The sequence below is a fragment of the Streptomyces sp. NPDC006435 genome, from assembly GCF_040612315.1.
In the GTDB taxonomy this organism is placed as follows: domain Bacteria; phylum Actinomycetota; class Actinomycetes; order Streptomycetales; family Streptomycetaceae; genus Streptomyces.
Genome location: NZ_JBEXPY010000017.1, coordinates 1 through 24,300 on the forward strand (window position 1 = coordinate 1; position 24,300 = coordinate 24,300).

At 72.9% G+C, this 24,300-nt stretch carries 19 protein-coding genes; 9 read left to right on the forward strand and 10 right to left on the reverse strand.

What is annotated here, in order from left to right; translation table 11 throughout:
* The 6 genes from ABZZ04_RS18165 to ABZZ04_RS18190 all read left to right on the forward strand — a co-directional run.
* A partial coding sequence (locus ABZZ04_RS18165) for an AAA family ATPase (RefSeq protein WP_356933212.1) occupies positions 1 to 1,931 on the forward strand: 1,931 nt, incomplete at its 5' end.
* A 198-nt stretch (positions 1,932 to 2,129) separates the two neighbouring features.
* Complete coding sequence (locus tag ABZZ04_RS18170; protein ID WP_356933213.1) at positions 2,130 to 4,001, forward strand: ABC transporter substrate-binding protein; 1,872 nt, start codon at positions 2,130 to 2,132, stop codon at positions 3,999 to 4,001.
* 91 nt (positions 4,002 to 4,092) lie between these two features.
* A complete protein-coding gene (locus ABZZ04_RS18175) occupies positions 4,093 to 5,178 on the forward strand; it encodes an ABC transporter permease (protein WP_356933214.1) in 1,086 nt (361 codons plus the stop codon).
* Complete coding sequence (locus ABZZ04_RS18180; protein WP_356933215.1) at positions 5,175 to 6,116, forward strand: ABC transporter permease; 942 nt, start codon at positions 5,175 to 5,177, stop codon at positions 6,114 to 6,116. The genes ABZZ04_RS18175 and ABZZ04_RS18180 overlap by 4 nt, the downstream gene beginning before the upstream one ends.
* Positions 6,113 to 7,135, forward strand: a complete 1,023-nt coding sequence (locus ABZZ04_RS18185) for an ABC transporter ATP-binding protein (protein ID WP_356933216.1) — start codon at positions 6,113 to 6,115, stop codon at positions 7,133 to 7,135. Before ABZZ04_RS18180 ends, ABZZ04_RS18185 begins: the two co-directional genes overlap by 4 nt.
* Positions 7,132 to 8,139: an ABC transporter ATP-binding protein gene (locus tag ABZZ04_RS18190; protein ID WP_356933217.1), complete on the forward strand. Its 1,008-nt coding sequence runs from the start codon at positions 7,132 to 7,134 to the stop codon at positions 8,137 to 8,139. Before ABZZ04_RS18185 ends, ABZZ04_RS18190 begins: the two co-directional genes overlap by 4 nt.
* A gap of 83 nt (positions 8,140 to 8,222) precedes the next feature.
* Here ABZZ04_RS18190 and ABZZ04_RS18195 read toward each other — a convergent pair whose 3' ends face one another.
* From ABZZ04_RS18195 to rimP, 9 genes are all read right to left on the reverse strand, one after another.
* Positions 8,223 to 9,176 carry a bifunctional riboflavin kinase/FAD synthetase gene (locus ABZZ04_RS18195; RefSeq protein WP_356933218.1) on the reverse strand — a complete coding sequence of 318 codons (954 nt, stop codon included), beginning with the start codon at positions 9,174 to 9,176 and terminating at the stop codon, positions 8,223 to 8,225.
* Between the two features lie 41 nt (positions 9,177 to 9,217).
* A complete protein-coding gene (locus tag ABZZ04_RS18200) occupies positions 9,218 to 13,006 on the reverse strand; it encodes a serine protease (RefSeq protein ID WP_356933219.1) in 3,789 nt (1,262 codons plus the stop codon).
* A gap of 254 nt (positions 13,007 to 13,260) precedes the next feature.
* Positions 13,261 to 14,157, reverse strand: coding sequence for a tRNA pseudouridine(55) synthase TruB (gene truB / locus ABZZ04_RS18205; protein ID WP_356933220.1), 897 nt, complete (start codon positions 14,155 to 14,157; stop codon positions 13,261 to 13,263).
* Complete coding sequence (gene rbfA, locus ABZZ04_RS18210) at positions 14,154 to 14,606, reverse strand: 30S ribosome-binding factor RbfA (RefSeq protein WP_283854348.1); 453 nt, start codon at positions 14,604 to 14,606, stop codon at positions 14,154 to 14,156. The genes truB and rbfA overlap by 4 nt, the downstream gene beginning before the upstream one ends.
* A 19-nt stretch (positions 14,607 to 14,625) precedes the next feature.
* Positions 14,626 to 14,922, reverse strand: a complete 297-nt coding sequence (locus tag ABZZ04_RS18215) for a DUF503 domain-containing protein (protein WP_148839675.1) — start codon at positions 14,920 to 14,922, stop codon at positions 14,626 to 14,628.
* Positions 14,923 to 15,090: 168 nt separating this feature from the next.
* Positions 15,091 to 18,147 (reverse strand): translation initiation factor IF-2, encoded by a 3,057-nt coding sequence (gene infB / locus ABZZ04_RS18220; protein ID WP_356933221.1) that lies wholly within the window; start codon positions 18,145 to 18,147, stop codon positions 15,091 to 15,093.
* 147 nt (positions 18,148 to 18,294) lie between these two features.
* Positions 18,295 to 18,573: a YlxR family protein gene (locus ABZZ04_RS18225; protein WP_356933222.1), complete on the reverse strand. Its 279-nt coding sequence runs from the start codon at positions 18,571 to 18,573 to the stop codon at positions 18,295 to 18,297.
* Positions 18,574 to 18,782: 209 nt separating this feature from the next.
* Entirely contained in the window at positions 18,783 to 19,823 is a 1,041-nt protein-coding gene (gene nusA / locus ABZZ04_RS18230; RefSeq protein WP_148839672.1) for a transcription termination factor NusA, read from the reverse strand.
* Positions 19,824 to 19,825: 2 nt separating this feature from the next.
* The gene (rimP, locus tag ABZZ04_RS18235) at positions 19,826 to 20,323 is read right to left on the reverse strand and encodes a ribosome maturation factor RimP (RefSeq protein ID WP_356933223.1); all 498 of its coding nucleotides are present in this window, start codon (positions 20,321 to 20,323) and stop codon (positions 19,826 to 19,828) included.
* 173 nt (positions 20,324 to 20,496) lie between these two features.
* On the opposite strand from rimP, the gene ABZZ04_RS18240 reads away from it, so the two are divergent.
* The 3 genes from ABZZ04_RS18240 to ABZZ04_RS18250 all read left to right on the forward strand — a co-directional run bounded on the left by ABZZ04_RS18240 (position 20,497) and on the right by ABZZ04_RS18250 (position 22,482).
* The gene (locus tag ABZZ04_RS18240) at positions 20,497 to 21,021 is read left to right on the forward strand and encodes a hypothetical protein (protein ID WP_356933224.1); all 525 of its coding nucleotides are present in this window, start codon (positions 20,497 to 20,499) and stop codon (positions 21,019 to 21,021) included.
* Positions 21,018 to 21,509, forward strand: a complete 492-nt coding sequence (locus ABZZ04_RS18245; RefSeq protein ID WP_356933225.1) for a ferritin-like domain-containing protein — start codon at positions 21,018 to 21,020, stop codon at positions 21,507 to 21,509. The genes ABZZ04_RS18240 and ABZZ04_RS18245 overlap by 4 nt, the downstream gene beginning before the upstream one ends.
* A gap of 67 nt (positions 21,510 to 21,576) precedes the next feature.
* Complete coding sequence (locus tag ABZZ04_RS18250; RefSeq protein ID WP_356933226.1) at positions 21,577 to 22,482, forward strand: aminoglycoside phosphotransferase family protein; 906 nt, start codon at positions 21,577 to 21,579, stop codon at positions 22,480 to 22,482.
* Positions 22,483 to 22,560: 78 nt separating this feature from the next.
* Here the strand turns inward: ABZZ04_RS18250 and ABZZ04_RS18255 are convergent, their stop codons facing one another.
* Positions 22,561 to 24,261, reverse strand: a complete 1,701-nt coding sequence (locus tag ABZZ04_RS18255) for a proline--tRNA ligase (protein ID WP_356933227.1) — start codon at positions 24,259 to 24,261, stop codon at positions 22,561 to 22,563.
* Positions 24,262 to 24,300: the final 39 nt, after the last annotated feature.

A 24,300-nucleotide genomic window follows, 5' to 3' on the forward strand; every position in this document is an offset into this window, starting at 1 on the left:
CCCTGCCGCCGCTGCCGCCCGCCTTCCAGCCCGCCGCGCCGCAGCCCGCCCAGCAGTGGACCGCCTCGGCCCCTGCCCCGGCACCCGCTCCCGCACCGGCGCCCACCCCCGCTCCCGCTCCCGCTCCGGACGGGCAGGCGGTCGGTGGTTACGGGTTCCCCGGGGCCGGAACGCCCCAGCCCCCGCAGGGTGGTTACGGATTCCCGCAGCAGACCCCTCCTCCCGCGCAGCAGACACCGCCGCAGGGTGGTTACGGGTTCCCGCAGCAGACGCCGCAGCAGGGCGGCTACGGATTCCCGCAGGCATCGCAGGCACCGGCACCACAGGCACCCCAGGCGCCTCAGCAGCCCCAGGGGCAGGCTCCTCAGTGGCCCGCGCAGCAGGTCCAGGGCACACCCCTCCCGCCCCAGGTACCTCAGACGCCTCAGACTCCCCAGGGCGCTCAGGCACCCCAGCCGTCGGCCCAGCCCGCGCCGCACCTGCCCGCGCAGGCCGACACCCCGCAGGCCGCCGCCCCGCAGCAGCCCGCACCGCAGCCGCCCGCCCCGCAGCAGCCCGAGCAGCAGCCGTACGGCGGCCCGCAGCCCCAGGACCAGCAGGGCCGGCCCGTCGACCCGCGCACCGGGGCCGCCTGGCCGAGCCCGGTCACCCACGACCAGCGCGAGCGTTCCGTGCCCGGCGCCCCGCTCGGGTACACGGCGGCCGTGGAGCTCTCCTCCGACCGGCTCGTCCGGGGCAAGCAGAAGGCGAAGAGCAGCCGCAACCCGTCCGGGGTGTCCCGCTTCAAGCTGGGTGGCAAGAAGGAGGAGGCCGAGCGGCAGCGCAGGCTCGACCTGATCCGTACGCCGGTGCTGTCCTGCTACCGGATCGCGGTCATCAGCCTCAAGGGCGGCGTCGGCAAGACCACGACGACCACCGCCCTCGGCGCGACCCTGGCCACCGAGCGGCAGGACAAGATCCTCGCCATCGACGCCAACCCGGACGCGGGCACGCTCGGGCGCCGGGTGCGCCGGGAGACCGGGGCCACCATCCGCGACCTGGTCCAGGCGATCCCGTACCTCAACTCGTACATGGACATCCGCCGCTTCACCTCGCAGGCGCCCTCCGGGCTGGAGATCATCGCCAACGACGTGGACCCGGCGGTCTCCACGACGTTCAACGACGAGGACTACCGGCGCGCCATCGACGTGCTGGGCAAGCAGTACCCGATCATCCTCACCGACTCGGGCACCGGCCTGCTCTACAGCGCGATGCGCGGGGTGCTGGACCTCGCCGACCAGTTGATCATCATCTCGACGCCGTCGGTCGACGGTGCGTCCAGCGCCTCCACCACCCTGGACTGGCTCTCGGCGCACGGTTACGCGGAGCTGGTGCAGCGCTCCCTCACGGTCATCTCCGGGGTCCGCGAGACCGGCAAGATGATCAAGGTCGACGACATCGTGCAGCACTTCGAGACGCGTTGCCGCGGTGTGGTCGTCGTGCCGTTCGACGAGCACCTGGCGGCGGGCGCCGAGGTCGACCTCGACATGATGCGACCCAAGACCCGCGAGGCGTACTTCAACCTCTCCGCACTGGTCGCCGAGGACTTCGCGCGCGCCCAGCAGCAGCAGGGACTGTGGACCTCGGACGGCTCCGCGCCGCCCCCGCAGTACGCCCCGCCGATGCCCGGCCAGCAGTACGCCCCGCAACAGCCGTACCAGCAGCAGCCGTACGGCGGTCAGCAGCCCCCGCAGCCGTACCCGCCGCACGCCGGTCCCGGAGCGCAGCAGAACGGCTGGCAGCAGTCGCCGCCCCCGCAGGCCCAGCCCCCGGCGCACCCGGCCGGACTTCCTCCGATGCCCCATCAGCAGCAGCCCGGCCAGGGGGCGCAGCCCGGTCCCGCGTCGCCCGGCGGATGGCAGCAGCAGCCACCGTCAGCGCCTCAGCAGTAAGGCTTCAGAGGTCTGAACCAATGAGGGCCCGCACCGTCTCCGCGGTGCGGGCCCTTTTGGGCATTCCCGCAGACCACACGCCGTTTCGATGACCGTTGACGGGGCTTGACCCCCGCTGATAAACCTTCGCTTCACCAGCTGGCGAACCACAGATCAACCCGCCTTCTCCGTGCGAGTCATGACGCGAGGTCCCCGACCATGGTCGAAAGAGTTCCACCGTCCCCTGTCCAGCCACGCGCGCGCCTGCGCGTCCTCCTGGCCTCCGGTGCCGCCGCCCTGGCCCTGACCGCCGCTTCCGTCGTACCCGGTGTGCCCCTCGGCGCCGCGCCGCAGCAGGCCCAGGCCGCCGACAGCGGCAAGTCGACGCTGACCGTCGCCGTCGCGCAGAGCGTCGACTCGCTGAGCCCGTTCCTCGCTCAGCGGCTCATGAGCACCAGCATCAGCCGGCTCATGTACGACTTCCTCACCAACTACGACCCCGAGGACAACCACGCGATCCCCGGTCTCGCCACCAAGTGGGAGCCGTCCGCGGACAAGTTGACCTGGACGTACACCATCCGCTCCGACTCCAAGTGGTCGGACGGGCAGCAGGCCACCGCCGAGGACGCGGCCTGGACGTTCAACAAGATGATGACCGACGAGGCCGCCGCGCAGGCCAACGGCAACTTCGTCGCGAACTTCAAGAAGGTGACGGCGCCCAGCCCGACGCAGCTGGTCATCGAGCTCAAGGAGCCGCAGGCCACCATGGCCGCGCTCGACGTGCCGATCGTCCCGAAGCACGTCTGGGAGAAGGTCGGCGACTTCTCCAAGTTCAACAACGACAAGACCTTCCCGATCGTCGGGAACGGGCCGTTCGTCGTGACCGACTACAAGGTCGACCAGTACGTCAAGCTCAAGGCCAACAAGGACTTCTGGCGCGGCAAGCCGAAGTTCGACGAGCTGGTCTTCAAGACGTACAAGGACCAGGACGCCGCGGTCGCCGCCCTGCGCAAGGGCGAGGTCTCCTTCGTCGCCGGCTCCCCCGCGCTGACGCCCGCCCAGGCCAACTCCCTCAAGGGCGACAAGAACATCAAGGTCAACGAGGGTCCGGGCCGCCGCTTCTTCGCACTGGCCACCAACCCGGGCGCGCAGACCAAGGACGGCAAGAAGTTCGGCAACGGCAACAAGGCCCTTCTCGACCAGAAGGTGCGCCAGGCCCTCTTCCTGTCCATCGACCGCAAGACCATCATCGACAAGGTCTTCCAGGGCCACGCCGTCGAGGGCCAGGGCTACATCCCGCCGCGCTTCACGGCGTACCAGTGGAAGCCGACCGCCGGGCAGAGCCTCGCGTACGACCCGGCCAGGGCGGCGAAGCTGCTCGACGAGGCGGGCTACCCGGTCAAGGGCGACCAGCGGGTCGGCAAGGACGGCAAACCGCTCGACCTGCGCATCCTGTGCCACGCCACGGACCCGAACGACAAGGCGATCGGCAAGTACCTCAAGGAGTGGTGGGGCAAGCTCGGCATCGGCCTGAAGGTCGACTGCCTCGACAACGTCTCCGTGCCCTGGTACGCGGGCGAGTACGACCTCGCCTTCGACGGCTGGTCCGTCAACCCGGACCCGGACTTCGTCCTCGGCATCCACACCTGTGCCGCACTGCCCTCCAAGGCCAAGGACAGCGCCTCCACGGACAACTTCATCTGCGACAAGAAGTACGACGAGTTGTACAAGAAGCAGCTCGCCGAGTACGACCCGGCCAAGCGCACGGAGATCGTCAACCAGATGCAGTCGTGGCTGTACGACTCCGGGTACATGAGCGTCCTCGCGTACCCGAACGCGGTCGAGGCGTACCGCACCGACCAGATCAAGTCGATCACGACGATGCCGAAGTCCGCGGGCAACATCTACGGCCAGGACGGTTACTGGAGCTGGTGGTCGGCCGTTCCGGCGGACGGCGAGGGCTCGGACGGTTCCGGCGGTTCGGGCTCCACCGGCGTCGTCATCGGCATCATCGCGGTGGTCGTGGTGCTCGCCGGTGGCGGGCTGTTCGTCGCGATGCGCCGCCGCAACACGGCGGACGACCGCGAGTAATCACCTGAACGGGTGAAGAGGGGCCGGCCGGGGAACACTCGCTCCACCGGTCGGCCCCTCCTCATTGCGGCACGAGTAACGAGAGTTCCCCATGACAGCTGACAGCACTCCGGCGCTCGTGCAGAACGCGGACGCGGACACCGACAAGCCGGCCCCGGCCGGTCCGTCGGCCGGCCGCGATCCACGGGCGCGCAACACCAAGGCATATCTCCAGTACGTCGCGGCCAAGATCGCGGGCGCCGCGGTCTCCCTGTTCGCGGTCCTGGTCACCAGCTTCTTCCTCTTCCGGCTCATCCCCAGCGACCCGGTCAAGCAGATGACCGGCGGCCGGCCCGTGTCCGCCGAACAGCTCCAGTCGCTCAAACGCCAGTTCGGGCTCGACCAGCCGATGTGGCAGCAGTTCACGTCCTACGTGGGCGACGCGCTCACCGGTGACTTCGGGCTGTCGTTCCAGTTCCACACGCCGGTCATCGACAAGATCACCGAGGCGCTCCCGGCGACCCTGCTCCTCACCGGCACGTCGTACGTCCTGTACACCGCGCTCGGCATCTGGCTCGGCACCCGTACCGCCTGGCGCAACGGCTCCCGCAGCGACCGCTTCAACACCGCGTTCGCCCTCACGCTCTACTCGGTGCCGGCGTTCTGGCTGGGCCTGCTCCTGATCATCGTCTTCGCGGTGGGCGTCGGCCCGATCCCCGGGCTGTTCCCGACGGGCAACCTGGACTCCGGCACCGGCGAGACCGGCTTCGCCTACGTCCTCGACGTGGCGCACCACCTGGTCCTGCCGGTGATCACACTGGTGTCCGTCGGGTACGCGCAGACGCTCCTGGTGATGCGTTCCTCGCTGCTCGACGAGATGGGCAGCGACTATCTGACGACGGCCCGCGCGAAGGGGCTGCGGGACGACGTCGTGCGCCGCAAGCACGCCGTGCCCAACGCGATGCTGCCGACCTTCACCCTGATGTTCGTGAACCTCGGGCACGTGGTCGCCGGGCAGATCCTGGTCGAGACGGTGTTCTCCTGGCCGGGTCTGGGCGGGCTGTTCTACGAGGCGCTCAGCGTGCCCGACCTGCCGCTCGTGCAGGGGCTGTTCTTCGTCTTCGCCACCGCGGTGATCCTGGCGAACACCCTTGCCGACGTGCTCTATCCGCTGCTCGATCCCCGGGTGGGCCGATGACGACCGAATCCATGCCCACGCCGACGCCCGCGGAGGCCGGGGCCGCCCCGAACCCGCGCGCCCTGGCGCGGGCCCGCAAGCGCCGGTCCGCCGCCCGCTTCTGGCGGGAGTACCGAAGCCACCGGGGCGGTCTGTGGGGGCTGGCCGCCCTCGTCCTGATCACACTGGTCGCCGTGTTCGCGCCGCAGCTCGTCGGCGCGGACTCGCAGTCCGTCACGGGTGCCCCCGGCGGGGCGCTGGAGTCCCCCAGCGGCGAATTCCCGCTCGGCACCGACCAGTTCGGCCGCAGCGTGCTGGCGCTGCTGGTGTGGGGCACCCGGGTCTCGCTGACGGTCGGCCTGCTCGCGGCGTTCCTGTGCGTCTCCATCGGCACGGTCGTCGGCATCGTCGCGGGTCACTTCCACGGCTGGTACTCGACGGTCCTGATGCGTGTCACCGACTGGTTCCTGGTGATGCCGACCCTGGTCCTCGCGATCGCGCTCGCCACGGTGATGGACCGTTCGATGTGGACGGTCATCATCGCGATCGGGGTCACGACCTGGCCGACCACGGCCCGGCTGGTCCGGGCCCAGACCCTCGCGGTGGAGTCCCGCCCGTACATCGAGCGGGCCCGCGCGCTGGGCGGCGGCCACGGGCACGTCATGGTCCGGCACGTGCTGCCGAACGTGATGCCGCTGGTGCTCGCCCAGACGACGCTGGTGATCTCCAGCGCGATCCTCACCGAGGCCACGCTGGCCTTCCTCGGCCTCAGTGACCCGACCACCACCTCCTGGGGCGGCATGCTCCAGGACGCCCGCGAGGCGGGTGCGGTGAGCGCGGGCCACTGGTGGTACCTGGCACCGCCCGGCATCGCCATCGCCGTGGTGGCGCTGGCATTCACACTCTGCGGGCGCGCGATCGAGTCCGTCCTCAATCCCAAGCTGGGGGTGACCCGTTGAGCACCACGAACATCCACCGGCCGCCGCTCCTCGACGTACGGGACCTCACGGTGACGTACGCCGGCGGGGCGCGGGCCGTGCGCGGCGTGAACCTCACCGTCGACGCCGGGCAGAAGCTCGGCATCGCCGGCGAGTCGGGCTGCGGGAAGTCGACGCTGGCCCTCGCGCTGCTGCGGCTGCTGCCCGCGGGCACGAAGGTCACCGGCGAGATCCTGCTGAACGGCGAGGACGTCCTGGCCATGAAGTGGGGCCAGGTCCGGGCGGTGCGCTGGGCGGGGGCCTCGATCGTCTTCCAGGGCGCGATGCACTCGCTCAACGCGGTGCACCGCATCGGCGACCAGATTGCCGAACCGATCCTGCTGCACCGGAAGGCGACCCAGGCCGGGGCGGCGAAGAAGGTCGGCGAGCTGCTGGAGCAGGTGGGCCTGCCGGCCGCCCGCGCCGCCGCCTATCCGCACGAGCTGTCCGGCGGGCAGCGCCAGCGCGTGATGATCGCGATGGCGCTGGCCTGCGATCCGGGACTGATCGTCGCGGACGAGCCGACCACGGCGCTCGACGTGATGATCCAGGCCCAGATCCTGCGGCTGATCGAGCAGCTGGTGTCCGAGCAGGACCTCGGCCTCGTCATGATCAGCCACGACCTCGCGGTGCTCTCGGACACCTGCGACCGGCTCGCGGTGATGTACGCGGGCCGGGTCGTGGAGGAGGGCCCGGCGTCCGAGGTCTACGAGAACGCGCACCACCCGTACGGCAAGGCCCTGTCCGGCGCCTTCCCGCGCATCGGCGACCCGGCCTCCCGGTTCGCGCCCCGCGGGCTGCCCGGCGACCCGCCGGACCCGTCGGCGCTGCCCGGCGGCTGCACCTTCCACCCGCGCTGTCCGGTGGCCCTGGACTCCTGCGCGACCGAGGACCAGGAGCTGCGGGTCGCGGGACCGCAGCGGCGGGCCGCCTGTGTGCTGGTGGAGCCGGGAGCGGCCGCGGCCCTGCCGGACGCCGAGGAAGCAAGGAGCACCCCATGAGCACCACCCCTCCCCTGCTGAGCGCCCAGGAGCTGAAGGTCACCTTCCCCGGCCGGCGCGGGGCCGCCCCGGCGCGGGCCGTGGACGGCGTGGACCTGGACATCCGGCCCGGTGAGATCGTGGCGCTGGTCGGCGAGTCGGGCTGCGGCAAGACGACGCTGGCGCGTTCGCTGCTGGGCCTGGTCCCGCCGACGTCCGGGCAAGTCACCTTCGGCGGCAAACCGCTGGACTACGGGAGCCGGGCGCTGAAGGCGTACCGCAAGCGGGTCCAGCTGGTGCTCCAGGACCCCAGCGGCTCGCTCAACCCCCGGCACACGGTGTACGACGCCGTCGCCGAGGGCCTGCGCATCCACGGGTACGCGGGGGACGAGCGGGCGGCGGTGTCCGAGGCGTTGTCGCGGGCGGGGCTCCGTCCGCCGGAACGATTCTTCCTGCGCTACCCGCACGAGCTGTCCGGCGGGCAGCGTCAGCGCGTGGTGATCGCGGGCGCGCTGGTCCTGGAGCCCGAGCTGATCGTGGCCGACGAGCCGGTGGCCTCGCTGGACGCCTCGGTGCGCGGCGAGATCCTGGCCCTGATGCTGCGGCTGCGGGACGAGCTGGGCCTGTCCGCGCTGGTGGTCACGCACGACCTGGGTCTGGCGTGGAACATCGCGGACCGGGTCGCGGTGATGTATCTCGGGCGGATCGTGGAGACCGGTGAGGTGGAGCAGATCCTCACGGCCCCGCGCCATCCGTACACCCGGGCGCTGCTGTCGGTGCTGCCGGAGGCCGGGGGCGAGCCGGTGGTCCTGACCGGTGAGCCGCCGGACCCGTCCAGGGTGCCGTCCGGCTGTCGCTTCCACGCCCGCTGCCAGGTGCTGGCGTCGGGCGAGGCGGAGCGGGCGGGCGTCGCGGACGCCTGCCGCTCCGAGGACCTGCCGGTGCTCACGGGCGGTGGCCGGGCCCAGGTGGCGTGCCACTGGGCGGCCGCCTCCGCTCCGGCCGTGCGGGTGGAGCAGGCGTAGGAAGCGCGACCGGGCCGGGCCCGTCCGGGGATCATCCCCGGACGGGCCCGGCCCGGTTCGGTCGGCCGGATGTGCCGGAAGGGTCAGCCCCGTTCGTACGCGGCGACCAGTTCGGAGCACCGCTTCACATCGGCGGCCATCGCCACGAGCAGGTCGTCGACCGTGTCGAACCTCAGCATCCCGCGCACGTACGCGAGGAAGTCCACCGAGACGTGCAGCCCGTACAGGTCGAGGCCGACGCGGTCGATCGCGTACGCCTCCACCGTCCGCTCCGTGGCGTCGAACTGGAGGTTCGTGCCGACCGAGATCGCGGCGGGCATCGCCTCGCCCTCCACGTTCAGCCAGCCCGCGTAGACGCCGTCGGCGGGGATCGCGGTGTGCGGCAGGGTCTCCACGTTGGCCGTGGGGAAGCCGAGCTCGCGGCCGCGCTGCGCGCCGCGCACGACGATGCCCTCGACCCGGTGCGGGCGGCCCAGGATCTCGGCGGCGCCCGCGACGTCGCCCTCGGCGATCAGCCGCCGGGTGAGGGTGGAGGAGAACGGCTCGCCGCCGCCCGCCTCGCCGCTCACGTACAGGTCGATGACCTCGACGCGGTAGTCGTAGGTCGCGCCGAACTCGGCGAGCAGCTCGACGTTCCCCGCCGCCCGGTGGCCGAAGCGGAAGTTCGGGCCCTCGATGACCAGCTGCGCGTGCAGCTTGTCGACGAGCACCTTCACGATGAAGTCGGCCGGGGCCAGCTTCGAGAACTCGGTGGTGAACGGCAGGATCAGCATCGCGTCCACGCCCAGCTCGGCCATCAGGTCGGCGCGCCGGTGGTGCGGGGCGAGCAGCGGCGGGTGGCTGCCGGGCCGCACGACCTCGCTGGGGTGCGGGTCGAAGGTCACCACGACCGACGGAACGCCCAGCTCGCGGGCCCGCTCCACGGCACGCCCGATGATCAGCTGGTGTCCGCGGTGCACCCCGTCGTAGGAACCGATGGTGACGACGCTGCGTCCCCAGTCCTGGGGGATGTCCTCCAAGCCACGCCAGCGCTGCACTCTGACCGCTCCTCGCCCGAACCTGTGTACGTGGATATGCCTTACGCAGGTCTAAGACTGCCATGCTCACGCCCTGCGACCCGCATCGGCATCGCCTTGGGCCCGCCCAGCTCCCGAACCGTCCGCCGTGCGTCCGGGCCGATGAGCGGTGTCCATTCCTGCGGGGCGCCGGTCAGCCACTCGGTGACCAGGGTCGCGAATCCCGGCACGTCACGGGCGAGTTCGACCAGCAGGCGGTCGAAGCGGTCCGCGCCCCCGGGGGTGCGGAGCAGCAGTGTTCCGGTGCGGTGGACCAGGGCGCGGGTACGGGCCGGGGCGCGTCCTCCGGAGCCGGTCGCGGCGGCCCGCAGCAGTGCGTCGAGCACGTCCGGATCCCGTCGGGTGTCCTGTTCGAAGTCGAGCAGGACCTCCAGGAGCTCCCCCCGCAGCTGTGCGGAGGCCGGGCTGCCGGGCGCGGCGAACACCGCGGCGAGCGCCCCGCGCACGGGCGACGGGACGGGGCGGTCCCGCAGCAGCCCGGTCACCAGCGGCAGCAGCAGGGCGCGGGCGGCGGGCCCGTGCTCCAGCCTCCGGTGGATGTACGAGGCGGCGTGCACGGCGTCGTCCGGGTGGCTCTCGACGTAGGCGCGCACGAGCCCGGCGGTGTGCAGGGCCAGTGCGGGGGCGTCGATCGCGGCCAGTGCGCACAGCACCTCGCCCGCGCCCTCGTCCGGCCGGGTCAGCCGCTCCCGGAACGCGGCGAGCACCGGCTCCGGATGGGACGGCAGGGCCGCGGCGAGCACGTCCGGGGACAGCCGCGGCTCGCCCCCGACGAAGGCCCGCAGGGCCTGCGGGAGGCAGCCGTCCCGGCTCTGCGGGTCCCGTACGAGGAGGGCGAGCGCGGCCCCGTGCAGGGCGGCGTCGCCGGGGCGGGCCAGCAGGGCGCGGGCGGCCCCGCGCAGCAGCTCCCGGTCGGTGTCGAGGACGGCGTGGGGCGCGGCGACCGCCGCGTACGTGGCGGCGGCGGTCCGGCGGGCGGGCCGGTCCCCGTCGTGGGCCCAGCGGTGGACGGCCCGGCACAGCGCGGCGGGCTCGTCCTCGGCCAGCGCGGTGAGCAGTTCCCCGGCCCGGGGGTGGTGGGCCGCGACGAGTGCGTCGGTCAGGTCGTCGACGGCCAGGTCCCGGTGGGTGTGCAGCAGCGCCTGCGCGGCGGTGGCCACGGTCGGCCGCATCGTGTCCCCCTCCCCGGCGGGGAGCGGGCGCTCATCGGTGAACCAGCCGCAGAGCAGGGGCTGCACGGTCCGGGGCCGGGCGGCCAGCCGCCGGGCGACGGCGTCCAGGAACCGTTCGCTTCCGTCGCCGCAGGGCGGGCCGTCGGCGGGGACCAGGCGCCGGAACAGGTCGATCCGGTCCGCCTCGGGCAGCGTCAGCCGCCGCCAGAACCACGGGCCGAACTCGGCGTACGTGCCGGGGCCCGACGGTCCGCCCGGCGCGGCACCGCGCACGACCCGGCCGGCGAGGAGCCGCAGCACCCCGAGGTACGGCCGGGCGTCGGGCACCTGGATCAGGGTCTCGGAGAGCAGGTGGACGGCCCACCACCGGGCGTCGCGGCACACGGCGTCCCCGTCCTCCCCGTCGAGGGGGGTGGCGGTGCCGGTGTCCGCCCGTCCCGGGTCCCCGGGTCCGGGCAGCAGCCGGTCCAGGGCCTCGATGAGGTCGGCCAACTGGTGGGAGAGGGCAACGGGGCCCTGCCGGCGGCCCAGCCGGAGCATCGCCTGGACCACCGGGCCGATCCGGTGGCGCGGTACGGGCAGGGTGCGGGGGCCCGACGGGGAGCCCGGGGAGCCGGGCCCCGCCCCGGGGTCCGTTCCCGCGTCCGGTGCGGGCGCCCCGCCGCTCCCGCCGCCCGGCCGGGCCGCGACGGTGCTCCGGCCGCTTCCCTCGGGCCGCCTCGGCTGCGGCACCCGGCGGACCGCCGCCGCGCCCGGCGCTTCCTCCGCCTTCCCGTCCGCCGGGTCCGGTGCCCCGTCGTCGGACTCCTTCCGCGCGTGCCACCGGTGGACGAGCGCGTGCAGCGCCGCGTCCACGTCCAGATGGGCGCCCTGGACCCAGTCCCCCAGCTCCTCGTGCGCGAAGCGGTAACCGGCCCCCGCCGGGACGAGCAGGCCCTCGGTGAGGACGGCCGACGCCCAGCCGGGGCGCCAGGGGAAGACCTCCTCGAACGCCGCCCGGTCCAGCTCCCCCTGTCCCGGGCCCAGACAGCGCCGTGCCGCCTCGTGCACCTGCCCCGCCACCCGGGCGGCCAGCCTGCGGACCGCACCGCCGCCGGGCGCCCGGCCCGAGGCGGCCGCGACCCGGACCGCGACGCGCAGGCACATCAGGTCCAGGTGGGCGCCGAACACCTCCTCCGTGTCGGGCTGCCCGGCGACCTCTCCGGGCATGGCGGCGCGCACCTCCGCGAGGAGGCGCAGGGTGAGCGGGTGCCGGTCGTGTCCGGGGGCGAGCGCACCGGGCGGGATGGCGTACCGCTGCCGGGCCTGTTCGGCCTGGCCCGCGGTGAGGTCGCCCAGCCGGATCGCGGACGGCAGCCGCCCGGCCGGGCGGGCGGGGCGGTGCAGCGCGCCGGGCGGGCAGAGCGCACCGGCCGTCTCCCAGTACTCGGGCCGGCAGGCGATCACCAGCCGCGCGCCGTTCGTCCGCAGCCAGTCGACGGTGGCGGCGGTCCACCGGGCCGTCTCGTGGGCCAGCGCGGGAGGCATCTCCTCGGGGCCGTCCAGCAGCACGAGCAGCGGGATTCCGGACTCCCTGGCCAGCCTGGCCACCCGTTCGGGGGTGGCGGTGGTCATGTCGCCCCGGGCCCCGGCGGCGGTGACGATCCGGCCGGCCCTGCCCAGCGCGCGGGTGACGGCGTCGGCGACCGAGGTGTCGTCGGCCAGCAGGTCGGCGCCGCGCAGCCAGAGGGTGGGCGCGGGGACCGGGCCGCGGGCCCGGCGGGCGGTGAGCGCCGTCAGTTCGGTGGTGCGTCCGGTGCCCGGCGCCCCGACCAGGCCGAGGACGACCGCGGTGCCGCCCGCCGCGGACGAGGCCCCGGCCGGTCCCGCGAAGGCCATGAACTCCGCGCTGACGTCGGGGCGCTCGACCGGCTCGGGCCCGGCACCCGGACCGCCCGCCGAACCGAGCGAGGTCGCCGTCAGGTGCAGGGCGCCCGCGAGGTTCAGATCGTGTCCGTAGCCGGGGACGCTCGTCGCGTTGCGTCGCAGCAGCACGTCGAGCGGGCCCTCGGTGCCCGTGTCCCGCAGCGGTACGGCGAGGCCGGCCGCGGGGTGCTCCGCCCGCAGCGCGGTGCCCAGTACGGCGATGACCGCGCCGCTCTCCGGGTCGAGGACGGGCCCGCCCACGGCCGCGCCGCGCAGTTGCAGCGCATCCCTGCCGTTCGTGCCGAGCGCCAGTTCCAGCGCCGCGCCGATCCGGTGGCAGCGGCCGCGCGCGGTGTACGTCACGGGGGTGGTGCCGAGCACCCGGGCCTCGCGCCAGCCGTGGGCGGCGATCGTCACGTACGTACCGACGTCGATCCGTTCCCGCAGGGTGATCGGCACCGGTTCCACGCCGAGCGCCCCGGGCCCCGGGGTGCGCAGCAGGGCGAGGCCGAACTCGGGCAGCGCGGTGATGTCGTCGGCCCCGAGGGTGCGGCTGCGGCCGTCCGCTCCGTGCAGGACCGGTCCGTCGAGGCCGTCGACCGCCTCGTGGCTGGTCAGTACCGTGCCCCGGTCGTCCGCGACGAATCCGGTACCCCGCGGCCGACCGGCCTGATCGCAGATACGCACCAGCACTGCCCGGTCCCCGCTTCCCATGGTCGGAACGTTAGGACCGATGATCAGCACGTGTACCACTCGGAGCAAAAGCGCCCCCCAATGCACCCCTGTTTCACTCCGAGCGCCTGCTCGTTGGGGTGAATTGCTGGCGTCGGGTGGACAGGAATCGTTGGGGAACCGTGGAGCGGGCGTGGGGTTGTCCCGCCCGCTCCACGACGATTCCGTCCCGGTGAACGGCCCGGGGGCCGTCCGGAACACGCCGGACGGCCCCCCGCGAATCGCCCGTCAGGCGCTCAGGCGAAGACCGCGAGGCTCTTCGCCTTGCCCTTCTGCTCCTCGACGAGGACCAGGAACCGTCCGTCGGGCCCGAAGACCCCGACCGGCCCCGGCGGGAAGGCCGGCATGTCCAGCCGTACGCCGTTCAGCAGCAGCCTGGCGCGCTTCTCGTCCACGTCCCAGCGGGGGAACGCGGCTGCGGCGGCCTCGGCCACCGGCATCACGGTCAGCTCCTCCTGGTGCTGGTCGAGCGTCCGCGCCGCGTCGAGGCCGTACGGTCCGACCCGGGTGCGCCGCAGCGCGGTCAGGTGCCCGCCGACGCCGAGCCCGGCACCGAGGTCCCGGGCGATGGCGCGGATGTACGTGCCCGAGGAGCAGACGACCGAGACGACCAGGTCGACGACCGGCGTCCCGTCCTCGGCGACCTCGTGGCGGACGTCGTAGACGTTGAAGGACGAGATCGTCACCGGGCGGGCCGGGATCTCGAACTCCTCGCCGCCCCGCACCCGTGCGTAGGACCGCTTGCCGTCGATCTTGATGGCGCTGACCTTGGACGGCACCTGCATGATCGCGCCGGTCAGGGCCGCGACACCCGCGTCGATGCCCTCCCGGGTCACCCCGGACGCGTCGGCGGACGAGGTGATCTCGCCCTCCGCGTCGTCCGTGACGGTGTTCTGCCCGAGCCTGATCGTGCCGAGGTACTCCTTCTCGGTCAGCGCGAGGTGACCGAGCAGCTTGGTGGCCTTCTGGACCCCGAGCACGAGCACGCCGGTCGCCATCGGGTCCAGCGTGCCGGCGTGCCCGACCCGGCGGGTCCGGGCGATGCCGCGCATCTTGGCGACGACGTCGTGCGAAGTGAAGCCGGACGGCTTGTCGACGATGACAAGGCCGTCCGGCGTGTTCTGCGATGTCATTCGGAGGCGGTGTCCTCGTCGTTCTCGTCCTCCGGCTTGCGGTACGGGTCCGCGTCACCGGCGTACGTGGCGCCCGAGGACGCCTCGCGCACCTTGGCGTCCGAGGCCCGCGCGCGGTCGAGGAGGTCCTCGATCGCCCGCGCGTTCTCGGGCAGCGCGTCCGCCACGAAGGCGAGGGTCGGGGTGAACTTCGTCCCCGCCGCCGCACCGACCGCCGACCGCAGGATGCCCTTGGCGCTCTGCAGACCGGCCGCGGCGCTCGCCCGCTCCTCGTCGTCGCCGTAGACCGTGTAGAAGACCGTGGCCTCCCGCAGGTCGCCGGTGACCCGGACGTCCGTGATGGTCACGTGCGTACCCAGGCGCGGGTCCTTGATTCCGCGCTGAAGTTTCTGGGCGACCACCTCCTGGATGAGGTCCGCCAGCTTCTTAGCCCGCGCGTTGTCGGCCACTGGTCCGTCTCCCTCTTGCTCAATCGTCTTCGTCGCTGTGGACCCGCCGTCGTACGGACAGCAGTTCCACTTCCGGCCGGGCGGCCACCAGCCGCTCGCACCGGTCCAGAACATCTGTGAGGTGTCCGGTGTCCCCGGAGACCACGGCAAGGCCGATCTCGGCCCTGCGATGGAGATCCTGACCGCCGGTCTCCGCCGCGCTCACCGCGAATTTTCGTTGGAGTTCGGCGACGATCGGACGGACGACGGAGCGCTTCTCCTTCAACGACCGTACGTCGCCGAGAAGCAGATCGAAGGACAGTGTCCCCACATACATGAATGTCCGGATGTCCCGCCGGTTCGGGGTCGTGTCCTGCCAGCGCTTGGCAGGAACACGAGAACCGTACACGGAACGGCCGGGGCCGATCGACGGAAATACGCCCCGTCGACCGGCCCCGACTGTGAAAGAGAGGTCCGGGGGTGTTCCCCCCGGATTCCCCGCGGATCAGCCTCGCGGCTTCTCGCGCATCTCGTACGTCGCGATGACGTCGTCGATCTTGATGTCGTTGAAGTTTCCGAGGTTGATACCGCCCTCGAAGCCTTCGCGGATCTCGGTGACGTCGTCCTTGAAGCGGCGCAGACCGGAGATGTTGAGGTTCTCCGCGATGACCTTGCCATCGCGCAGCAGGCGCGCCTTGGTGTTGCGCTTGACCTCGCCGGAGCGGACCAGCACACCGGCGATGTTGCCCAGCTTGGACGAGCGGAAGATCTCGCGGATCTCCGCCGTACCGAGCTCGACCTCTTCGTACTCCGGCTTGAGCATGCCCTTGAGGGCCGCCTCGATCTCCTCGATGGCCTGGTAGATCACCGAGTAGTAGCGGACGTCGACGCCCTCGCGCTCCGCCATCTGCTGGGCACGCCCGGCAGCGCGGACGTTGAAGCCGATGACGATGGCGTCGGAGCCGGTCGCCAGGTCGATGTCCGACTCGGTGACCGCACCCACACCGCGGTGCAGGACCCGGATGTCGACCTCGTCGCCGACGTCGAGCTGGAGCAGCGAGGACTCGAGGGCCTCCACCGAACCGGACGCGTCGCCCTTGATGATGAGGTTGAGCTCCTGGACCAGACCGGCCTTGAGCGCCTCGTCCAGGTTCTCCAGGGAGAACCGGACACCCTTGCGGGCGAAGTTGGCGTTGCGCTCGCGGGCGGCACGCTTCTCGGCGATCTGACGGGCCGTACGGTCCTCGTCGACCACCAGGAAGTTGTCGCCGGCGCCCGGGACGTTGGTGAGACCGAGCACGAGGACGGGGGTCGAGGGACCCGCTTCCTCGACGTTGTTGCCGTTGTCGTCGAGCATCGCCCGGACACGGCCGTACGCGTCGCCGACCACCATCGTGTCACCGATGCGCAGCGTGCCGCGCTGGACCAGGACGGTCGAGACGGCGCCGCGGCCGCGGTCGAGGTGGGACTCGATCGCGATGCCCTGCGCGTCCTGCTCCGGGTTGGCCCGCAGGTCGAGCGAGGCGTCGGCGGTGAGGACGACGGCCTCCAGCAGCTGGTCGATGTGCAGACCCTGCTTGGCGGAGATGTCGACGAACATCGTGTCGCCGCCGTACTCCTCGGCCACCAGACCGAACTCGGTGAGCTGACCGCGCACCTTGGTCGGGTCGGCACCCTCGACGTCGATCTTGTTGACCGCGACCACGATCGGCACGTCGGCCGCCTTGGCGTGGTTCAGCGCCTCGATCGTCTGGGGCATCACACCGTCGTTCGCCGCCACCACGAGGATCGCGATGTCGGTGGACTTCGCACCACGGGCACGCATGGCGGTGAACGCCTCGTGACCCGGGGTGTCGATGAAGGTGATCTTCCGGTCCTCGCCGTTGACCTCGGCGGAGACCTGGTACGCACCGATGTGCTGCGTGATGCCGCCGGCCTCGCCCGCAATGACGTTCGTCTTGCGGATCGCGTCCAGCAGTCGGGTCTTACCGTGGTCGACGTGACCCATGACGGTCACGACCGGAGGACGCGGGATGAGCGCCTCTTCGCCGCCCTCGTCCTCGCCGAACTCGATGTCGAAGGACTCGAGCAGCTCGCGGTCCTCCTCCTCCGGGCTGACGATCTCGAGGACGTAGTTCATCTCGTCCGCGAGCAGCTTGAGGGTGTCGTCGGAGACGGACTGCGTCGCCGTGACCATCTCGCCGAGGTTCATCATCACGGCGACGAGCGACGCCGGGTTGGCGTTGATCTTCTCCGCGAAGTCGGTGAGGGAGGCACCGCGCGAAAGACGGACGGACTGCCCGTTGCCGCGGGGCAGCATGACGCCGCCCACCGACGGGGCCTGCATGGCCTCGTACTCCTGGCGCCTCTGCCGCTTCGACTTGCGGCCACGACGGGCCGGACCGCCGGGACGGCCGAACGCACCCTGCGTGCCACCGCGGCCGCCGGGGCCGCCGGGACGGCCACCGAAGCCGGGACGGCCGCCGAAGCCACCGCCGCCGCCACCGGGACGACCCGCACCGCCGCCGCCACCACCGCCGCCGGGACGGCCGGCGAAACCGCCGCCACCGCCGCCGGGACCGGCCGGACGACCCGCGAAGCCGCCGCCGGGACGACCTGCGCCGCCCGGACGACCGCCGCCGCCGGGACCACGGCCGCCGGGGCCGCCACCGGGACGCGGGCCCGCAGCGGGACGCTGCGGCATCATGCCCGGGTTCGGACGGTTGCCACCGGGGGCACCGCCCGGACGGGGAGCCTGCGGACGCGGCATGCCGCCGGGGGTCGGACGGGGACCGCCCTGACCCTGCGGACGCGGCGCGCCACCGGGACCGCCCTGCGGACGCGGGGCACCCGGACGCTCCTGACCGCCACCGGGACGCGGGGCGCCGCCGGGACGCGGCGCCTGCGGACGGGCCATGCCCGTCGAGCCGCCGGAGGTGAAGGGGTTGTTGCCCGGCCGGGGGCCGGACGGACGGGCGCCGGGACGCGGTGCGCCCTGACCCGCGGGACGCGCGGGACGGTCGCCGCCGCGGCCGCCGTCGCGCTGACCGCCGTCACGCTGGCCGCCGGACGGGGCCGGACGGGCGGGACGCGGGCCGGGGGTGGCGCCGGTGGGACGCGGGGCCTGCTGCGGGGCCGGGGCCGGCGCCGAGAACTCGGCGGCGGGGACCGGGGTCACCGGAGCGGGCTTGGGCGCGGGACGCGGACCCGGACGCGGGCCCGGCGCGGAAGGCGCCGCGGGGGTGCTGCTCGCCGGGGCGGCGGGGGCCGGCTTGGGAGCCGGGGCGCCGGGCTTCGGGGCAGCGGGACGTGCCGCGGCGGCCGGAGAGGGCGCCGCGGGCTTCGCGGGCGTCGCCTTGCGGGGCGCGCCAGGCTTGGCAGCGGGCTTGCCGGCGTTGCCGCCGGGCCCCTGCAGTGCGTCAGTCAACTTGCGTACAACCGGCGCCTCGATCGTCGAGGACGCCGAACGGACGAATTCACCGAGTTCTTGGAGCTTGGCCATGACGACCTTGCTCTCGACGCCGAACTCCTTGGCGAGTTCGTATACCCGGACCTTAGCCACTTCGCTCCTTTTAGGTCCGGGTTACCGCCGGACCGTCGCTACTTCATGGGCGTACTCATCGCGTACTCATCGAGTGCTCATCGCAATCTCGACCTACTTCCAACTCGCGAGGTACCTGACCGCACGGGGTCCCGTGCCGTTCATTTCTTACGGTGTCGCCCGCTCGACGAACCGCTGCAGCGCGGCGGGGTCGAACGGCCCCTTGGCCTTGAAGGCCCGGGGGAATGCCCGGCGGCGAACCGCCAGGTCCAGACATGCGGGGACGGGGTGTACATAGGCACCCCGGCCGGGCAGCGTACCGCGAGGATCGGGAACGCATGCGTTCCCTTCCGCGACGATGCGCAGCAGTTCGCTCTTGGCCGCCCGCTCCCGGCATCCCACACAGGTTCGCTCAGGGCAAGCGCGGGCATGCGTCCGGCCAGACACGGCTAAGTCTACCTCCCCGCACCGACCTCACCCCTTTGGGGCAAAAATCGAACGGATGTTGTCGTGATCTCAGCGGCATGCCACTGGGATTTATTCCCGGCCCCGCCCGGCCTGCGCCGGGCGCCTCTCCGGAGAGCGGGCGCCCGGTGTCCCGTGCGGGTCGGTCCTTCCGGCGGGCGTCCGGCCGGAGCCGGCCGCCCGACCGGTGCTCAGCGCCGCTCGGACCGCTCGCGGGCGCGCTCCGCGCGCTCCCGGTCGGCGACGTCGCGCTCGGCGTCGGTCTCGGTGTCCGGGCGGATGTCGATGCGCCAGCCGGTGAGGCGGGCGGCGAGGCGGGCGTTCTGCCCCTCCTTGCCGATCGCGAGCGACAGCTGGTAGTCCGGGACGGTGACGCGGGCGGACCGTGCGCCGAGGTCCACGACCTCGACCTGGCTCACCCGTGCGGGTGACAGCGCGTTGGCGACCATCTCGGCCGGGTCGTCCGACCAGTCCACGATGTCGATCTTCTCGCCGTGCAGCTCGGCCATCACGTTGCGCACCCGGCCGCCCATCGGGCCGATGCAGGCGCCCTTGGCGTTCAGTCCGGAACGGGTCGAGCGGACCGCGATCTTGGTGCGGTGGCCGGCCTCGCGGGCGATCGCGCAGATCTCCACGGAACCGTCCGCGATCTCCGGGACCTCCAGCGCGAAGAGCTTCTTCACCAGGTTGGGGTGGGTCCGCGACAGGGTCACGGACGGGCCGCGCACGCCCTTGGCGACGCGCACCACGTACGTGCGCAGCCGCAGGCCGTGGGTGTACTCCTCGCCGGGCACCTGTTCCTGCACCGGCAGGATGGCCTCCAGCTTGCCGATGTCGACCAGGACGTTCTTGGGGTCCTTGCCCTGCTGGACGACGCCGGTGACGACATCGCCCTCGTGGCCCGCGTACTCGCCGAACGTCCGGTCGTCCTCGGCGTCGCGCAGCCGCTGCAGGATGACCTGCTTGGCCGTGGTCGCGGCGATCCGGCCGAAGCCGGACGGGGTGTCGTCGAACTCCTTGGGCTCCTGCCCCGGCTCCAGGTCGGCCGGGTCCTCCTTCGCCCACACCGTCACGTGGCCGCGCTCGTCGAGCTCCACCCGCGCGCGGCGGTGGCTTCCGTCGGTACGGTGGTAGGCGATGAGGAGGGCCGACTCGATCGCCTCGACGAGCACGTCGAAGGGGATCTCCTTGTCCTGTGCCAAGCCCTTCAAGAGCTTCACGTCGATGTCCACGGCTACGCCTCCTCTTCCTTCTTGTCCTTGCGGCTGAATTCGATCTCCACGCGCGCCTTGGCGATCTCGTCGAAGGCGACCCGGCGGGACGTGGGCCTGCGGCCCTTGACGCCCGGCACCTCTAGGTCGAGCCCCTCCTCGTCCACGGCGAGGATGCGGGCCACCAGCTCGCCGCCCTCGCGCAGGTGCAGCTTGGCCAGGCGGCCCGTGGCGCGTACGTAGTGGCGGTGCTCCGTCAGCGGACGGTCGGCACCGGGGGAGCTGACTTCGAGGACGTACTCGCCGTCGCCCATCGCGTCGGTCTCGTCGAGCTTCTCGGAGATCGCGCGGCTCAGCTCGGCGCAGGCGTCCAGCTCCACGCCCTCGTCGGAATCCACGATGATCCGCAGCACACGGCGGCGGCCGGCCCGGGAAACCTCGATCTCCTCGAGATCCAGCTGCTCGGCGCTGACGAGCGGTTCGAGCAGTCCGCGCAGCCTCTCGCTCTGGGTGGTGCTCATCCGGGTGACTCCTCGGCCGCGTGTGCTGTTGTGGGATCTCGCGTGTCAGGTCAAAGGGTATCCGGTCCTGAGGGGTGTTGCCGTCCGTCCTCTCCTCCGCCGCGGGTACGCTCGCCTGCGGTGATCACTTCAGGACAGATCCAGTCAAGACAGGTCCAGCCCGAAGGAGAAAAGTGCGGCGCACCGGGACGACGCGCAGGGGTGCGCTCACCGCGACGGGAGCGATCGCCCTGGGGGCGGTGCTGGCCGGCTGCGGCGGCGACTCCGGGCGCCCGAGGGAATCCGAGCGGGACGGGGCCCCGACCGCGGCCGAACGGGTCTCCGCGGCGCGGGCGGAGAAGAGGATCCGGGCGGACGCCGCGCGGAGCAGCATGGAGCTGCTCGGCCACTACGAGCGGGTGATCAAGGCCCATCCGGCCACCGCCGCCGCGCTCTCGCCGTTGCGGGACGCCGTCCGGGCGCACGCCGGGGCGCTGGTGCCCGGCGGGAAGCCGCCCACGCCCCCGCAGTCGCGCGCGACCGGTGCGAAGGCCGCGGTCGAGGAGCTGGCCGCGGCGGAGCGCCGCACTTCCGACGCGCATCTGGCGGCCCTCCTGGAGGCCCCGCCGGAGCTGGCCCGGCTGCTGGCGTCGACGGCGGCGGCCGGTGCGGCCCACGCCTACCTGCTGACTGAACTGGCCAAGGAGACCTCGTCATGAGTGCCACGGACCTGAAGGCCGCGCAGGCGGCCCTGGCCGCCGAACACGCGGCGGTGTACGGGTACGGGGTGGTCGGCGCCCGGGTCGACGGCAAGCGCCGGGCCGAGGCCCGGTCGGCCCACCACGCGCACCGGGCCCGGCGCGACGTGCTGGCCCGGACCGTGCGCGACCTGGGCGGCGAGCCGGAGGCGGCGCGGGCCGCGTACGCCCTGCCGTTCACGGTCGCGGACCCGGCCGCGGCGGTGCGGCTGGCCGCCCTGCTGGAGGACCGGGTCGCGAACGTGTACTCCGACCTGGTGCGGGCCGCCGAGGGGCCGCTCAGGCGGGAGGCCGCCGACGCGCTGCGGGAGGCCGCGGTGCGCGCGGTCCGCTGGCGGGGCAGCGGCGTACCCTTTCCCGGTCTCGCCGAGCGGGCCGCCGGGAAGACCGCCGCGGCGGGGGCCGGTGCGAGGACCGCCGACGGGGACGGGGCCGCCCCGGCGCACTGAGAGAGCCGCGACACGGGCCACGAGGCACCGAGGCACCGAGGCACTTCTGAAAGGGAACACAGCACGTATGGGTTTCGAACCGCCGCAGCGTCTGGTGCGGGCGCTGGGCGAGTCGTGCGGGGACGCGGCAGCCGCCGACTGGCTCGCACGGCTCCCCGCGCTGATCGAGGAGGCGCTGACCTCCACCGGGCGGCGGGTGACCGTGGAGCGGGTCGCCGCCCCGGGGGGCCGCAGCAGTCTGGTGCTGCTGGTGACGTGCTCCGACGGCGCTCCGGCCGCGTTGAAGCTCGCCCCGGCCGGGGCCGCTCCCGGCCCCGAGCGGGCGGCGCTGGCCCACTGGAACGGCTGGGGCGCGGCGCAGCTGCTCGGCGACGGGCCCGGCGCACTCCTGCTGGAGCGGCTGCACCCCGAGGTGTCGCTGCGCTCGCTGCCGGAGGCCAAGGCGCTGCTGGAGGCGGCGGGCACGGTGCGCAGGCTGTGGGTCGAGCCGCCGGCCGGGCACGGCTTCGAGACGGTCGCCGAACGGACCGGGCGCCGGGTCGAGCCGATGCGCGCCGCCGCGGCCGCCGATCCCGCCCTGGAGCCGCTGGTCTCCGCGGCGCTCGCGGCACGTGCCGAGCTGGTCGCCCACTCCCCCGAACTCCTGCTGCTGCACGGCAACTTCCGCCAGAGCAAGGTGCTCGCCGGGGAACGGGCGCCCTGGCTGACGGTCGGCCCCGAGCCGCTGGTCGGTGAGCGGGCCTACGACCTGGCGCGCCTGGTGCGCGACCGGGTCGAGGACCTGATCGCGTCCCCCGGCGGTGCGGTGACGGCCCGGCGGCGGGTCCGGAAGCTCGCCGACTCGCTGGACGTGGACCGGGAGCGGCTGCACGGCTGGACGCTGTTCCGCGCGGTGGAGTCGGGGACCCGGGCGATGGCCGTGGGCCGCCGCCAGGAGGGCGAGCTGACCCTGGAGTTCGCGAGCTGGCTGTAGGGAAGCGCCGAAAGGCTTCGGGAGGACGCGAGGAGGCCCCCGCGCGGTGCGCGGGGGCCTCCTTCGTGCGTTTCCGGATCAGCCCTCGGCGGTGAGGCGGGCGATCGCCTCGTCGACCGTGAGCTCCTCGCGCTCGCCGGTGCGGCGGTCCTTGAGCTCCAGGACGCCCTCGGCCGAGCGGCGGCCGGCGACCAGGATCTTCGGGACGCCGATCAGCTCGGCGTCGGTGAACTTCACGCCGGGCGAGACGCCCGCGCGGTCGTCGACCATGACCCGCACGCCCGCGGCGCCGAGCCGCTCGGCGACGTCGAGGGCCAGCTCCGTCTGGAGCGCCTTGCCCGCCGCGACGACGTGGACGTCGGCCGGGGCGATCTCGCGGGGCCAGCACAGCCCCTGCTCGTCGGCGGTCTGCTCGGCGAGCGCGGCGACGGCGCGGGAGACGCCGATGCCGTAGGAGCCCATGGTGACCCGGACCGGCTTGCCGTTCTGGCCGAGCACGTCGAGCTGGAAGGTGTCCGCGTACTTGCGGCCCAGCTGGAAGATGTGGCCGATCTCGATGGCGCGGTCCAGCTTGAGGCCGGTGCCGCACTTGGGGCAGGGGTCGCCCGCCTCGACGACGACGACGTCGAGGTAGTCGTCGACCTCGAAGTCGCGGCCGGCGACGACGTTCTTCGCGTGCACGCCGTCCTTGTTGGCGCCGGTGATCCAGGCGGTGCCGGGGGCGATGCGCGGGTCGGCGATGTAGCGGACCTTGTCCAGACCCTGCGGGCCGACGTAGCCGCGGACCAGGTCGGGGCGGCCCTCGAAGTCCTCCGCGGTGACCAGCTCGACGACGGCGGGTGCCAGGTGCTCGCCCAGCTTGCCGAGGTCCACCTCGCGGTCGCCGGGCACACCCACCGCGACGATCTCGCCGTCGATCTTGACCAGCAGGTTCTTCAGGGTCGCGGAGGCGGGGACGCCCAGGTGCGCGGCGAGGGTCTCGATGGTCGGGGTGTCGGGGGTGTCCAGCTCCTCGACGGGGCCGTGCGCGGAGCCGTCGGCCTGGGCGGCCTCGAAGGTCACCGCCTCGGTGTTGGCGGCGTAGTCGCAGGCGGGGCAGTCGACGAAGGTGTCCTCGCCGGCCGGGGCGGGGGCCAGGAACTCCTCGGAGGCCGAGCCGCCCATGGCGCCGGAGACGGCGGAGACGACGCGGTAGTCGAGGCCGAGCCGTTCGAAGATCCGGATGTAGGCGGCGCGGTGCAGCCCGTACGCCTCGGCCAGTCCCTCGTCCGTGGTGTCGAAGGAGTACGAGTCCTTCATCTGGAACTCGCGGCCGCGCAGCACACCGGCGCGCGGGCGGGCCTCGTCGCGGTACTTGGTCTGGATCTGGTACAGGATCACGGGCAGGTCCTTGTAGGACGTGATCTGATCCTTGACGACCTGGGTGAAGATCTCCTCGTGGGTGGGGCCGAGGAGGTACTCGGCGCCCTTGCGGTCCCGGAGCCTGAAGAGCAGATCGCCGTATTCGTCGTAGCGGCCGCTGGCCTCGTACGACTCCTTGGGCAGCAGGGCGGGCAGCAGGACCTCCTGGCCGCCGATGGCGTCCATCTCCTCGCGCACGACGCGGGTGATGTTCTCCAGGACCTTCTTGCCCAGCGGCAGCCAGGTCCAGATGCCGGCCGCGGTGCGACGTACGTATCCGGCCCGGACGAGCAGCTTGTGGTTGAGCGTCTCGGCGTCCGCCGGGTCGTCGCGCAGTGTCTTGATCATCAATCGGGACATGCGCTGGACCTGGGCCATGGTGAACTCCTGCTAGGAAGGGTGATGTGCAGGAGGTTA